This window comes from Anabaena sp. CCY 9613, assembly GCF_963920895.1.
Lineage (GTDB): Bacteria > Cyanobacteriota > Cyanobacteriia > Cyanobacteriales > Nostocaceae > Cyanocohniella.
The window spans coordinates 326791-340464 of the sequence record NZ_CAWUDE010000003.1 but is presented as its reverse complement, the minus strand read 5'-3'; the positions used below and the strand labels follow the sequence as shown (position 1 = coordinate 340464).

The window sequence follows — 13674 nt, the reverse complement described above, 5'->3', positions numbered from 1 at the left end:
AGGCAAGGGGGAAGGGTGCAGGGTGCAGGGGGGAAGACTTTCGGTTGGTATTCCAAACGTATACCCCATCTCCCCCATCTCCCCACTCTCTACTCCCTACTCCTCACTCCCTGCTTCCGGTGCAGCAGCAGGCGGAGACGGCGGCGGAGCGGCGGCTTTGTTGATTTCGTCTTTGTATTGAGCAGGTGCTAAAGCCAAGGCGCTATCGAATAAAGGTTTTGCTTCTTCGACTTTGCCTTGTTCTTTGAGTAGCATTGCTTTTGCTAAAACTGGACGAAAATCTTTGGGGTCGTTTTTAATTGCCTGATCGTAGGTAGAGCTAGCTTGAGGATAGCGTTTTTGGGAAGCGTGAACCGTACCCAATAGCACTTGTACAGCCACAGTATCCACGCTTCCCGGTTGAATTGTATTCACCTGAGCAGCGTTAGAGAGGGTTTCTTGTAGTAAACCTACAGCGGCTTCAGGACGTTGCTGATCTAACAACAGCGCCACCATCCCCTGCAAAGCTTTCAAATCACCAGGTCTAGTGGACAAAATCCCGCGATAAGCTTGAGCGGCTCCTTCTTTATCGCCCATTTGCTGCTTGGCTTGGGCTAGTAATACTCCATATTCCGACTGCTCAGGATTGAGTTTAGCTAATTTTTCTAGAGGTTCAATAACTCCTTGAACATCACCTTGATTTAAACTTAAGAGTTGTAGCCTAGCCTGTAACAAGCCTTTGAGCGCAGTTTGATTTTCTGGCTCCCGTTGCAACACCAGTTCATAACCTCGTACTTCGTCTGCCAACTTTGATGTTGGGTCAGAGGAAGATACACTGGTTCTCGTGCCAGTAGCCTCCTGGTTTGGGGATGAGGTATTATTCAATGCGCTAATGATAGGAATCACCGAAACGCCTACAAAAGCAAGAACTGCCAGCGCTAAAATGATCCTAACTATCCAACGATTGCGCGGTTGAGACACAGTTTTGTCTTACTCCAGAATTCAAACGACATGATCATTGACATAAAATCGGCAAGCGAAAAATTTCCAAAACTTTGCGGAATACCGCCAATTGCCTGTGAATTTTATAACAAATAACTATTCACACTGCTAAAGTAAGTGTTGACTTTAGGAGGAGCCATCAGAATTGTACTTATGATATGCTTCCGAAACTAGTGTAAAGGCGCTAAATTACATTAGCGTATAAATGTAAATGTAGCGTCTCTACTATTGTATTGGGCGCTCTGGTGTAGGTTTGTAGAAAGCAAATACACTTTCCATTAGCCACACAAACGCTTTTTCAAGATGCCTTCGTAAAATCCCACTATGGGATGTGTCTCCGCCGCAAGGAGTTTTTATGAATTCCGACCTGATGCCTTCGCCTGAACCTTCCAACTCTTCTGCCAACCATCAACCTCAAATCAAGAAAGAGATAGCCGCTAATGTTCGTACAGTGGCAGCCCAGACCTCTAAACTTGAAAATTCCTCTGTCAATAGTAGCGAGACTGCTGCCAATGGGAACTTAGCCAATCGGCAACAACCGATTCCGCCTCCCAGTGAACCAATGCAGTATCGAGCCATCGGGTTAGTCCGAGGTCGCTATCATGCCAGCAGCGAACAATTTACTCAAGGAACACTGCTAACTCCAGATGGTGTAGAACTTAACGCCGTCCTACTTGGCAGGATTATGAGCTTAGTCAAAAATCACCTAGATTTAGAAAAAGATCATTTATGGGTGGTTTATCCGCGCACACGCCAAGAAAACGATACCTTGCACCTCCAAGTTGTGGGAGTTTGGGAACCAGAAAATCTGGCAAAACAACCAACAACAGAAGCAGAGGAGTCAACTGCGGGTGATCAACAGTCACAGAAAACCGATGATGAACTAGAAAACCCAGCAGAATCTCCCAGTGACCTCGTATCCTCATCCGAACTTCCTGATGGTAGTTTTTCCGTTCGAGGCGAGGTAGTCTATCAGTCTTTTGACGCCAAAAGCTTAGTAGTCAAAATTAAACAAGCTCCTCGCAAGCCAACTGACAAACCCAAATATTTTAAGTTGAAATTGCGGGGTGTGTTGACCACCAAAGCCGTTGGTAAGTTTTGGGACTTCCAAGCCAAACGAGAAGCCGACGGATTAGTAGTAGAAAAAGCCGAAGCGATCGCTGATTTGCCCAAAAAACGCAAACCACCGTTCAGAGGTGGCCCTCGTGGTGGTGGTGGTGGAAGGAAACCCTTTCCCCCCAGACGCAATGGAGAAACCCCAAAACCTATCAAGAAAACAGGTGGCGACCCCTCCGCAGTTTCTAAACCCGTACCTAAAACGCCTGCGCCTAAGCCCATTAAACGGACAAAACCAACTCAGGAGTAGATGATGGGGTGATGGGGTGATGAGGGAGCATTTTATTTCCAGTCCCCATTACCCCTGATACCCAGCTAGCGTGTACACACAAGTGGGAAAACCTCACCCTCGTTTGTTTTTAACTGGTAGTAGTGGACTTTAGTCCTAAAGCACCGGCAAACAAACATTAATGGTGCGTTGCGCGACAACACACCCTACTTGCAAAGGATTTGGGGTGATTAGATAATTTGTGTGTACACCGTAGATTATCCCCATGTCTCAAGTTAAGTCCGATGCCCAGATGTCAAGTAACCGACACCGACGCATGGCTTTAACTAGATCCATAAAACGATGATATTCCACAAGCTATAGAGACTTCTTAATGAGTGTGCCGCAACTAAAACATTCCTAGGAAGTTAATGGTGGGTTAACTGCAACAGCCAAACTTAACGCCAAAATATTCCAGCCATTTTCTGAATAAATACCTATCTGCATCATTAATAACCTGAGTTCGGGATAATCTGAAAACTCGATTCTGTCGTTATTCTGGCTGAATACCTACGATATGTCCGCCGCGAGTGGAACAACTCAATTACAGGGGTTTTGGGATTGCTTCCCTTCTCCTAAGGGAGACGCTGTGCGAACGGTCGTAATGACAACAATTTTTCTACTGGATAGATATTTAGTTCTGAACCCGAACTGACGTTTAATAGACTTGGCGAGACAGTGATTTTTCACTAAAATCTTAATCCTCAAATCTATAGGCTTCTCGAACATAGGCGACCAAATCGTGAAATTGAATTACGCACCGCGCCACTCTCTTGGCAGGTTCTATACGCTTCGAGCAGGCTTCACCAACACGTTGCCTGCTTATTTTAATGTAAAAACTGGGATGCCCGTCCTTCTAATGTAATATTTCACAAAAATTTGATTTATATAAAGTATTTTGTATGAATTATTGCTTCGTAAAATCAGCATTTATCTGGATAATTTTCTAGCTGAATCAATGAAAATTGTATCAAAAATAGAAAATACTTGAAATTAAATTCATCGCCTGCCAAAAATGAACTTATTTGAAGTTGTTGGCTAGTAAGCAAATTGGGTAATTTTTGGATTTAATAATGTATATATAGGACTTGTTTTTACGTAAATGCCGTAATTAATTGTATTGATTATTTATATATTTTTCTACATGTAAAATATGATATTTCCCTGTAGCATTCTTACGGTTTTTACGCTTTTTTTGAAAAATTTGATCTAAAATATGTCAGTTAAATAAGCTAAGTTAGGAAGACTTGATAAACATACAGTATGAGGTCTAGCATGAAAATAGTATTTGATAATTAATCAGTATTTTAGTCATAAAAATACACCTATATTAGAGAGATTGATTATCATAGAATTATTAACTTTCAGATTGAGTTAACACTAAAAACGATTTTTATACTCTGGTTTTGTATTTAGCTGAATGTTTAGAATATATCAAGTCACCTAATAATAGATTAAGTGAGTCTTTGAGTTACATCTTAAAACCATTCACTGAAATAGACCTGCATCTCGCTGTGGAAATGGCCATTTATAAGCACCAAGTGAATCAGAAAATGCAGTCAGAAAAACAAAGAATGGGGTCGATTATTGACAGTATGCCCTGTGCTGTAGTGGTGACATATACCAGTGGACGTGTCCAAATGATGAATCCAATGGCGGAAGCACTCACTGGTTGGAAACAAGATGAAGCATTTGGCAGAGATTTATCAGAAGTTGTCAAGCTAGTGGACAAAGATATGGATGAAGCAATCAATAATTTAGTAACACAGGTAATGGAAGTAGGTGAGATATTGAACTTACCAGAAAACTGTATGTTGATTGCCAAAGATGGGAGAGAAATAGCCATTGGCGATAATATCGCACCTATCCGCGATCGCAATGGTCAGATTACCGGCGCAGTGTTAGTGTTCCATGACATATCTCAACGCAAGCAAATGGAAGCGCAACTGTTGCGGAATGCTTTTTATGATGGGTTAACTGCATTACCAAATCGAGTATTATTTTTAGATCGGCTGAAGCACGCAATACAGCGCCGAAAAAGACGACATGAATATCGGTTTGCGGTTTTGTTTTTAGATTTAGATGGCTTTAAGGAAATTAACGATCGCTTTGGGCATGGTATGGGAGATGATTTTTTAGTAGCGATCGCTCGTCGGTTAGAATCATGTGTACGTGGTGGTGATACTGTCGGCAGATTTGGTGGTGATGAATTTGCTGTACTGTTAGAAGAAATTAAAGATGTCACCGACACGACAAATGTGGCCAAACGCATTCAAGATACTTTAGGATTGCCAATTAACCTCAATGGACATCAAATTTGCACCACAGTTAGTATTGGTATTGCCTTGAATAGCGGTGATGATGATGAACCGGAAACTTTGGTACGGGATGCTGATATTGCGATGTATCGCGCTAAACAACAGGGAAAAGCTCGTTATAGTGTATTTGATGCAGCAGCTAATTCTTAGCTGTTTTTCCATCACAACACATTCATTTTTTCAGGCGCATTTACCTAATTTTTCACTAAATATTTTTTTTATATTTTCTAACATTTTTATGTTATTTAAAACTAAAAAGAGGTATACGTCCCCGAATTATTGAACAATCGGGGATATTTTTATTTTTGTCTCTTTATTCAATTAATTTGCAGAAAATTCTGTATTTCAGCTTGTATATTTGATTGTTGAACATACTTTTGAGCTGCTTCGACTAAATTATCAATATTCTCCTGACTCACATCATCAATATCATCACTCAAGCGTTTACCTGTTAACGCTCTATCTAGCTTAAACTGTAAACGTAAAACTCGCTCATGCAGAAGTTGATTAGTAATATATTCAGGAACATTAGATGAAGCATCTAATAATACACCAATAAGTGGTTGTGCCCACTGTACCAGACCCCAACCTTGGGCTTTTTCAAATGGAATTACTCGCGTGAGATCCCCAGTACCTATAGAAAGAATGCTAATTTCTTCAATGTTATGGCCTAACCTGACTGCTTCAGCAAGGGCACAGCTAGAAGGATTATTAGCAGCAACGCCACCATCAATAACAGAGTAAATGGTTTTAATTGAATATTCAGAAGTGTTATCGGGAATTTGTTCCCAAGGTAAATTTATTAAAGCGCGTTGTTTTTCACCAACATACTTTTTAATAGTGCGAGTTTGACCTTTTCCTTTACCATCAATAATTCTAATTTGCCCGCCTTGATATATATTCTCTATTAAAGACTCCTTTTCCTCAAAAGTTATGGTGTTATTATTGCCATCTTTAGCTATGCCATTAATTCTTTTATCAAGTTTCTGTGCGGGGAAATATGTAGGAGCCGATGCTGAACATAAACAGGCTTTCCATAAAGGAAGATTACCATAACTAGCATCTTGGTGCCAGCTTTTAAAAATAACTGGTTTTCTGCCAATAGTATCGTAAGCAACTATTAACAGCATAGGTGCAGAAATATCTAATAGCTTGATATCACCTAAAGCAGATTGCAAAACTTGTGTTAACCCACTGTCAGAAAACTTAGGCGCAGATAAACCATATTTCAGTATTAGAGGAATTCTCCGCCATGAAAAACGACTTCTGTAAGGAAAGATAATTGAGCCTTGTTGTCTATATATATCAATGATTTCTTGGCTACTACGTCCTGTGGCGATCGCAGCTGCTAAAATCGATCCTGTAGAGGTACCGGCAATCAAATCAAAGTACTGATTTAAAGGTTGATTAATTTGTCTTTCGACTTCTGCCAACATAGCTGCGGCAACTACGCCCCGAATGCCTCCTCCGTCCAAACTTAAAATCCGAAAAACCATATTTAACTACATCTCCTGCAATTTTTCTTAACTCAATTTCAAAAATATTAATTATTTGCGTAAAGTTATTAAAATTATATTTTTGGTAATTACATTTTAAAAAAAGTACCCTAAATAATAGACAATATTTAGTATTGTTACTATAGCTTATTAGGTTTCATGTATTTTCAAACCAGTGTAAATACCGTTATTAACTTAATGAATTTATTTTAAGTTTCCCAATATCTATGAATTTTATTTAATTGATGCAGCTAAAATTTTTTATGGAAAAAACCGAAAGACAAAAAATGTTAGCAGGTGAGTTATATCTAGCAGATGATCCTGAATTAGTTGCTCAAAGTAAGCAAGCCAGTCATCTTTTGCAAAGATACAATGCTACAACAGAAGAAGAAAAACCCCAACGCCAACAAATTCTGCAAGAATTATTGGGACAAGTAGGACAAAAATTAACCATTGTGCCACCCTTTCATTGTGATTATGGCAGCCATATTTATGCTGGTAACGGCTTATATATGAATTATGGCTGTGTCATTTTAGACTGTAATGTCGTGGAAATTGGGGAAAATGTTTTGTGCGGCCCCTATGTCCAGATTTATGCTGCCTATCATCCTACAGAACCAGAAATCCGACTATCTGGAAGAGAACTTGCTGCCCCTGTGAAAATTGGCAATAATGTTTGGATTGGGGGTAGTGCAATTATTTGTCCAGGAGTCACCATTGGCGATAACACTACTATTGGTGCTGGTAGCGTAGTTGTCAAAAATATACCCGCAAACGTTGTCGCTGCGGGCAATCCTTGTCGGATAATTCGGCACTTATCTTAAAACTTGTATCCTCTGGCAAGCCAATAATGCCAATCAGCGATCGCCTCTAACGTATCATTATCTGTATCAAGTGCAACTAAATCTGACAACTTAGCCACAAATACATCTTCATCATTGCCATTGGGATAAACCACTTCCACATACATATCTTTCAAGCATTCGTCTTCTGGCGCCATTCCTAACACCTCGACTTTTTTTTCCTCGACTGTAGAAGTTTTGCGTGACTTTTTCGACCAATTAGCCATAAAAGGCACATTTAGAGTATCGTCAAGGTAATAGTACCAACCCATCGCTCGGTCTTCTTTGTCTTCAGCATCGACAATTATCTCTGTTTCAATGCGATGCTCTCGTTGCTCGTCACGTTCAACACTAGGCATAAGATAAAAGCTTACATAGGATGCACCTTGATATGGTATAGCGTTTTGCCAATGGTGTGTCAATTTTCTCTTTGCTGTTTTACCCAATCACGGAACGAACGAATCATAGGTATTTCCCCAATTATGAGACTTTCTTGCAAAAAACGGGGAATTTCAGTGGTTAGTGGTAAATTTTTAAAAGTCGGTGAAACATCACAAGGGATGTATACACTCTCTTGTAATTGGTAAATTTGCATTACAGGTTCGTCATAACGCCACACTTCTGGAATACCCAAAGCCAGATATATAGAAAGGCGGTCAATAGAAGCGCTGGTGTAGTCCACCTCAACTACCAAATCAGGTGGTGGATCTTGACTTAAATCGAGATTTTGCTTATGTCGCATCACAGGTTCATTCTGGATATAAAAACTCGAATCTGGTTCCACACCCCGCAGTAAGTCTTGGCGCTTACAAGTCACAGAACCAGTGCTTTTCAGATTAAGGTTAAGTTCCTCAGCTAAATTATCTATCAATTTTTCTATCAGTCTTTTATTATGCTCATGGGGCATTAAAGGAGTCATAATTTCCAGCGTTCCGTGGTCATAAGCCAGTCGCGTTGCTCGATTATTCCCCATTTCTGTGAGAATGGTTTCAAAAGTTTGCCAACTGATGTTAGGTAGTATGGCGCGTTGGGAATTTGAGGGTGCAGTTATTACCATAGGACTTATTCCTCAGGCTTTTTACCAAGATATCAAACAAAGGAGTTAGCAGGATTCAAGTAACTGTTCACACTCCCCCACCAAGAAAGTATTAAGAAGCAACAGGAATAGGAGGATGTGTTATGTCCCGATGAGCTTGAGTGAGAACGTGAGCAAGATAACTGGGTCAACTTTTCTCAAACGACAAGTCTCAACGATACTCAACAAGGAGCGACAAAACTGGAAACAAGAACCAGGGAGTTATCCAAGCGAGTGCATGGTGGAGATGAGAGTTCTCATGCTATCTCTGGAGACTATCGGTTCTCCTTATAATCGCGCTCGTCGTCAAGAGAGTTATACAGTGTACAGTAGTGGGCTTCATGAACATGAGGGAGATGAAGGCTATTTTGGTAAAGAAGTTGCCCAAGATGATGGCAAAACCTATATCGAACTAACATTGAAGTAGGTTAAAGAACTCCCTATCTGGACTTCTGCTTCACAAGGAGAAGATTTTGCCAAAAAAAATCAACATTGATTTAGATTTTTCAGAAGATTGTATTAATCCATTTGATCAAAATAATCAGAATTTATGGATTAAAATCGAGCATTTAGGGCGTTATTTATTTGCAGCTGATTACCTGCGACAATTTAAGCTTAACTGTATTGCTGATATTGCTTGTGGCTTAGGCTATGGCATACCTGAACTAGAAAAAGCTGCTAATTTAGTCATTGGTGTAGATGGTAATGCTGAAGTTTTACAACAGGCAGCACAGCAATGTCATCATTCCCAGACCCAATTGATTCAACATAACTTAGAAAAACCAGGATTGTTGGCAGATAAAAAATACCCAATTGTTGAGGCAATTGTGAGTTTTGAAACCTTAGAACATCTAATTAATCCTACTAGTATTTTAAAGCAATTTTCCCAAATTTTGCCATTAGGTGGATTGCTTATTTGTTCTGTTCCTAATGTTTTATATGAACCCCATGACGTAGCCAGATTGCCCACAAATTCATGTCATAAACAGTTGTTTAACTATCAATCGCTAGCTCAGTTACTCGAAACCAATGGGTTTAAGGTAAATTATCGAGTTGGTCAAGCCTGGTCAAATATTTTATTTAAACGTGAGTCTCAGCTTTTAAGACATCGCGCAATTAAACAACGTCTAGGAGAATATTCTGGTTTACATTCCCCAGAAATAATTCGTTACTTCTCTTACCTTATTGCTTACCCAACAGTTGAGGATGTAGATGGTTCTTACTCTTTGATTGTGGTGGGACAAAAAATTTAGGAATTTTGCTCAAAGTAATAGTTGCTCTAATTCTGATTTTACAGATAAAGGTTGATAACCTAAGGCAAAGGCTTGAGAACTATTTAAGGAAACGTCTGCTGGTCTAGGTGCTGCCATTTTCACATCTTTTTGGCGACAACCTTTTAGTCCAGTGGTAGGTAATTGAAATACTTCTACTAATAGGCGACCAAAATCATAACGCGAAATTCGCTCTTTTCCTCCTAAATGAAGATAACCGTTGATTTTTTCTAAGGCTAATAAAATTCCTTTGGCGGCTGTGGTTGCACTGGCTGGGGTCCGAAATTCATCTGTAAATAAACTTAATTCTTTGCCATCTTTTAATGTTTGCATAAATGGCTGAATAAAGCTTTTAGCGGTGGGTGTTTCTCCACCGAACATTAACGGCATTCGACATACGGCTGTCATTGGATAGCGCTCTAACATACCGATTTCTGCCGCAACTTTTTGCTCACCATAAAGGTTTACAGGGCATACTGGATCTGTTTCTTCATAGGGTGCATTTAAGCCATCAAAAACTAAATCTGTTGATGTAAAAGCACAAGGAATAGCATCATCTGCACACAGTCCGGCAACATCACAGGATGCTGTAACGTTAATTTTATAAGATTCTTGGGGATGGGTTTGACAAAAATTAGGTTGCGATTGTGCCACAGTATGAATAACTGCTGCTGGCTTAATTTCCCTAAATAACTGCTTTAATTCGGCAAAGTCTGTTAAGTCAACTGGGATAATTTTTACACCAGGAATATCTATAGAATGGGAGTAACAAGTACCATAAACTTCCCAATTTGTTTTTGCTAGTTGGCAAATATGCCATCCTAAAAAACCACTACTGCCAGTAATTAATAATTTTTTCATTTCTCAAAAAAACTATTTAATTAATGCTTTAAATTTTGGATGTTCACGGACATGGTCAAAATCTGAATCTATTTTTGCCAATTGTTGGTATTGATGAGGAGAAAGCTGAATAGCTTTTTGGAGGTTTTCAATTGCTAAATCTACATTTTTTTCTAAAGCATAAGTACAAGCTTTATTGTAATAAGCTTGGTGCTTCTCTGGCTTAATGGCGATCGCCTGATCATAAGATGATAATGCTTCTTGATATCGTTGCAATTTTGTGAGGACAATACCCCGGTTAATCAATGCTTCAGGCTTGTTGGGCTGGAGTGCGATCGCTTGATCGTATGATGCTAGTGCTTGTGGGTATTGTTTTAACGATGTGAGGACATTACCGCGGTTATACCAAGCTTCATCTTTGTTGGGGTTGAGTGCAATGGCGTGATCGTATGATTTTAGTGCTGTATTGTAACTTGACAATGAAAACAAGGCATTACCCCGGTTAATCCAAGTATCTGGATTGTCTGCTTTGATAGCTATGGCTTGATTGTACACTGCGATCGCATCTTGGTAGCGTTGTGTATCTAGTAAATTATTGCCTTCATCAAATAACGTTTGTGCTTTTTGGATAGACTCTGCTTCTGTCAGGAATTGGGCAACATTAATTTCTTGTACTGCTTGCTTGGTATATTTAGTTGATGAATTTCCTCCATTATCGCAACCAAGTGTGAAAAAAAGGCTCAAACTTGAAGCAACTAAGCAACGCCGAACGACCATTCTGTACCTACAAAAGTTATCAGATAATATTAAAATTTGTTTGTATTTTGTAATGGTATCAGTAATTGCTCTGTTTGAAAATTAATTTCATCATATTTTGATAATTAACTCTGCTAATATTTTTCTGGTGATGAATTGATGCATTTGTTAAGTAAAAATATTAAAACATACATATTAATTATAAACAATATAAGGTTGCTACAAAATTTTAACTATCCTAGGGGATTTGCGAAAATTTGGGAAAAATATTATGGCAATATTATTAGAAGCAGGAAAGTGATCGTGCGGGACGTATATCCCACCAAGTCGGCCAGGACACCAAGAAACAACAGTTGAATTTGTTTTGTTGTTGGTAATTTAAGCTATTTTGGTGACAGTTATATCAAACAGTGTTGAACTGGATCTGCTGGCCCAAAATAGTAAGCATGACAACCGAATCTAACTCCTCTAATCTACCCACGCCAGAACCTATACCCGAACCTGACTTGCAGTCCGATGACTTTGACAGTGGTACAACTGAAAATCACTTAACCCCAGAGGCACTGGCTACCCAACAATCCTTAGCGGCAATAGCATCTTTGCAATCTCCGCAACATGCAGATGCCTTGAAAAAAGCGCGTTCTAGCATCAACCAACATAGTGTCAATCAATTTGCAGTTAAGCCTAGAGCATTACTGTTAACTGTAATGGCCATCGCCTTGACTTTGTTAGGCTTTGCCCTGAATAACTGGATTGTGGGTTTTTTGGGCACAGTGGCAACTTTGGTGTTATCTCTGGCGATGTTATTACCTTGGTGGCAATCTGTGTTGCAAAGGTGGTTTACTGCTCAAGATAGAACCCTGTTTGTGGCTTTTGTGGGATTATTGGTAGGCATTATCGGTATATTAAAGTTTACCAACGTAGGCGATCGCTTGCTGGTTTGGGGACGCCAAATTAGTTGGGAGGCTTCGGGTTCCTTAGCAGAATGGTTTGGCGCATTGGGGCAAATTCTCATCGCCATCATTGCTGTGTATGTGGCTTGGCGACAATATATAATTTCCAAAGACTTGACAATTCAGCAAAACTTACTCACAGTTCAGCAAAATATTATTACCCAGCAGCAAACAATAGACTCTTATTTCCAGGGCGTCTCAGATTTAGTATTAGATGAAGAAGGATTATTAGAAGACTGGCCCCAAGAAAGAGCCATCGCCGAAGGACGCACCTCCGCCATTTTTAGTAGTGTTGATGGTAGTGGTAAAGCCAAAATTCTCCGCTTTCTCTCTCGTTCTAAATTGCTAACACCCTTAAAGCGCGATCGCCGCTTAGGTCGAGCTATTCTCAATGGTGTGGGTGGTTATGCCGAAGACCGTTTAGAAGGTGTGCGTGTCATCGATTTAGGTGTCATGTTAGCCGCCGCCGACCTTTCTGATAACGATTTGCGTTGGACTGACTTGAGTGAAGCTAATCTTGTCCGCGCGAATCTGAGAAATTGTGATTTAGTCAAAGCCAACCTCTCCCGCACCATTCTATATGATGCTGACCTCAGTGGTGCTGATCTGCAAGGGACACGTTTTTTCTATGGTTCAGTCGCCACAGCATCACCCCGGAGTCGCACTGAACCACCAAATTATCAAACTGGCGAACACACAGGTGCTGTTATAGAAAATGCCAATTTCACCCAAGTACAACGCCTACCTGATATTACCCGTTGCTATTGCTGTGCTTGGGGTGGCGAAAAAACCAGAGCCACTATTCCCGGCGGTTGTGAAGATGTCCCTAACAAATTGGGGAGATGAAGGATAAAGATTGTGTTACGGCAAATCATCACAGATTGTTTGACCGATACGCTTGAGGATTTGCAAAACGTTGTACAGTTCTTTGGCAGATGTAAATAGAGCAAAGACCCGTGACAAGTCATATTGTAGTGTGCCTACTTCTCGCTTGACTTTGATAAATAAAACATCGTCCCCATTTGTTAACATCCCAAACACAGGTTTATCGGGTTGAGGGTTAGCCATAAGATAAGCTAAGGCTTGCGGTAGAGCTGACCAAACCGAAAGTGTAGTTTTTTTGCACTCTAATACCATTACCCACAACTGATTTTGTAGTACCAAAACGTCAATTCGACCACGCAGCACTTCTTCACCATCATCCAGTACCAACTCTACTGATGATTCGGCTTTCATTTTAAAAGGAGGATCGTAAAATCCAGACAGTGCAAGTAAAGGCGACACAACAAGCAACATGACTGTTCCCTCTAACAAATTACCTTCGCCACGATGGTACAAATATCTCCGGCGTAGTACATCTAGGGAGGCTGTTTCTGTTTCGGTAATTTGGCGCAATTCACTAGACCACTCTGGGAAAAATTGCTCTGACTCAATGCGAACTAAGCCAAAGCGGGTATGTACTTCATTCAAGCTGGTAATTGCTTCTGTGATTGCTTTTACCTGTGTCATTATTTCTTTACCGCTAGTGTTTTGTGGTTGTTAAGGAAGGTATCCATAACAAATTGGCGAGATGGGGAAGAAAAACCCTTGTAGTCCTGCATGAATTTTGGGAACCAATCCTATATCTCATTAGAGTAACCGCAGCTAGCTGTAGGTGAGAAATGACACCATTTTGCATTTTAGATTGGGAATCGACTTATCCTAATTTACGAATTGGTATCAATTTTATTTACAGCCTAGAACGGACTTTGTGAGTGT

General features: G+C 40.1%; 12 protein-coding genes and 1 pseudogene. 6 read left to right on the top strand and 7 right to left on the bottom strand.

Features of this window, described 5'->3' with window-relative positions:
• Nucleotides 1-96: 96 nt before the first annotated feature.
• The gene (locus ACM0OT_RS05250) at nucleotides 97-960 is read right to left on the bottom strand and encodes a tetratricopeptide repeat protein (protein WP_414563321.1); all 864 of its coding nucleotides are present in this window, start codon (nucleotides 958-960) and stop codon (nucleotides 97-99) included.
• Nucleotides 961-1336: 376 nt separating this feature from the next.
• Between ACM0OT_RS05250 and ACM0OT_RS05245 the strand changes: the two genes are divergently transcribed.
• A complete protein-coding gene (locus tag ACM0OT_RS05245; RefSeq protein ID WP_414563319.1) occupies nucleotides 1337-2347 on the top strand; it encodes a hypothetical protein in 1011 nt (336 codons plus the stop codon).
• Nucleotides 2348-3765: 1418 nt separating this feature from the next.
• Nucleotides 3766-4833: pseudogene (locus ACM0OT_RS05240) on the top strand (diguanylate cyclase domain-containing protein); the annotation flags it as partial.
• A gap of 167 nt (nucleotides 4834-5000) precedes the next feature.
• Here the strand turns inward: ACM0OT_RS05240 and ACM0OT_RS05235 are convergent.
• Entirely contained in the window at nucleotides 5001-6179 is a 1179-nt protein-coding gene (locus ACM0OT_RS05235) for a patatin-like phospholipase family protein (protein WP_414563317.1), read from the bottom strand.
• 263 nt (nucleotides 6180-6442) lie between these two features.
• Between ACM0OT_RS05235 and ACM0OT_RS05230 the strand changes: the two genes are divergently transcribed.
• Entirely contained in the window at nucleotides 6443-7003 is a 561-nt protein-coding gene (locus ACM0OT_RS05230; protein ID WP_414563316.1) for a sugar O-acetyltransferase, read from the top strand.
• On the opposite strand, the gene ACM0OT_RS05225 is transcribed toward ACM0OT_RS05230, so the two are convergent.
• Entirely contained in the window at nucleotides 7000-7380 is a 381-nt protein-coding gene (locus tag ACM0OT_RS05225) for a calcium-binding protein (RefSeq protein ID WP_414563422.1), read from the bottom strand. The two genes, ACM0OT_RS05230 and ACM0OT_RS05225, sit on opposite strands and share 4 nt — an antisense overlap.
• Nucleotides 7381-7439: 59 nt before the next feature.
• Nucleotides 7440-8078 carry a Uma2 family endonuclease gene (locus ACM0OT_RS05220; RefSeq protein WP_414563314.1) on the bottom strand — a complete coding sequence of 213 codons (639 nt, stop codon included), beginning with the start codon at nucleotides 8076-8078 and terminating at the stop codon, nucleotides 7440-7442.
• A 148-nt stretch (nucleotides 8079-8226) separates the two neighbouring features.
• Between ACM0OT_RS05220 and ACM0OT_RS05215 the strand changes: the two genes are divergently transcribed.
• A complete protein-coding gene (locus ACM0OT_RS05215; RefSeq protein ID WP_414563312.1) occupies nucleotides 8227-8523 on the top strand; it encodes a hypothetical protein in 297 nt (98 codons plus the stop codon).
• Nucleotides 8524-8569: 46 nt separating this feature from the next.
• Nucleotides 8570-9349, top strand: coding sequence for a class I SAM-dependent methyltransferase (locus ACM0OT_RS05210; RefSeq protein ID WP_414563310.1), 780 nt, complete (start codon nucleotides 8570-8572; stop codon nucleotides 9347-9349).
• A gap of 9 nt (nucleotides 9350-9358) precedes the next feature.
• Here ACM0OT_RS05210 and ACM0OT_RS05205 read toward each other — a convergent pair whose 3' ends face one another.
• Nucleotides 9359-10228 (bottom strand): SDR family oxidoreductase, encoded by an 870-nt coding sequence (locus ACM0OT_RS05205; protein WP_414563308.1) that lies wholly within the window; start codon nucleotides 10226-10228, stop codon nucleotides 9359-9361.
• A 12-nt stretch (nucleotides 10229-10240) separates the two neighbouring features.
• A complete protein-coding gene (locus ACM0OT_RS05200; protein WP_414563306.1) occupies nucleotides 10241-10984 on the bottom strand; it encodes a tetratricopeptide repeat protein in 744 nt (247 codons plus the stop codon).
• 425 nt (nucleotides 10985-11409) lie between these two features.
• On the opposite strand from ACM0OT_RS05200, the gene ACM0OT_RS05195 reads away from it, so the two are divergent.
• Nucleotides 11410-12762: a pentapeptide repeat-containing protein gene (locus tag ACM0OT_RS05195; RefSeq protein WP_414563304.1), complete on the top strand. Its 1353-nt coding sequence runs from the start codon at nucleotides 11410-11412 to the stop codon at nucleotides 12760-12762.
• A 15-nt stretch (nucleotides 12763-12777) separates the two neighbouring features.
• On the opposite strand, the gene ACM0OT_RS05190 is transcribed toward ACM0OT_RS05195, so the two are convergent.
• Nucleotides 12778-13425 carry a type I restriction endonuclease gene (locus ACM0OT_RS05190; RefSeq protein WP_414563302.1) on the bottom strand — a complete coding sequence of 216 codons (648 nt, stop codon included), beginning with the start codon at nucleotides 13423-13425 and terminating at the stop codon, nucleotides 12778-12780.
• Nucleotides 13426-13674 lie beyond the last annotated feature (249 nt).

Excerpts from the sequence above, each read along its gene's own strand:
- ACM0OT_RS05230 (WP_414563316.1), top strand. The coding sequence starts at position 6,443 with ATGGAAAAAACCGAAAGACAAAAAATGTTAGCAGGTGAGTTATATCTA.
- ACM0OT_RS05200 (WP_414563306.1), bottom strand. The coding sequence starts at position 10,984 with ATGGTCGTTCGGCGTTGCTTAGTTGCTTCAAGTTTGAGCCTTTTTTTC.
- ACM0OT_RS05205 (WP_414563308.1), bottom strand. The coding sequence starts at position 10,228 with ATGAAAAAATTATTAATTACTGGCAGTAGTGGTTTTTTAGGATGGCAT.
- ACM0OT_RS05220 (WP_414563314.1), bottom strand. The coding sequence starts at position 8,078 with ATGGTAATAACTGCACCCTCAAATTCCCAACGCGCCATACTACCTAAC.
- ACM0OT_RS05245 (WP_414563319.1), top strand. The coding sequence starts at position 1,337 with ATGAATTCCGACCTGATGCCTTCGCCTGAACCTTCCAACTCTTCTGCC.
- ACM0OT_RS05235 (WP_414563317.1), bottom strand. The coding sequence starts at position 6,179 with ATGGTTTTTCGGATTTTAAGTTTGGACGGAGGAGGCATTCGGGGCGTA.
- ACM0OT_RS05190 (WP_414563302.1), bottom strand. The coding sequence starts at position 13,425 with ATGACACAGGTAAAAGCAATCACAGAAGCAATTACCAGCTTGAATGAA.
- ACM0OT_RS05225 (WP_414563422.1), bottom strand. The coding sequence starts at position 7,380 with ATGCCTAGTGTTGAACGTGACGAGCAACGAGAGCATCGCATTGAAACA.
- ACM0OT_RS05195 (WP_414563304.1), top strand. The coding sequence starts at position 11,410 with ATGACAACCGAATCTAACTCCTCTAATCTACCCACGCCAGAACCTATA.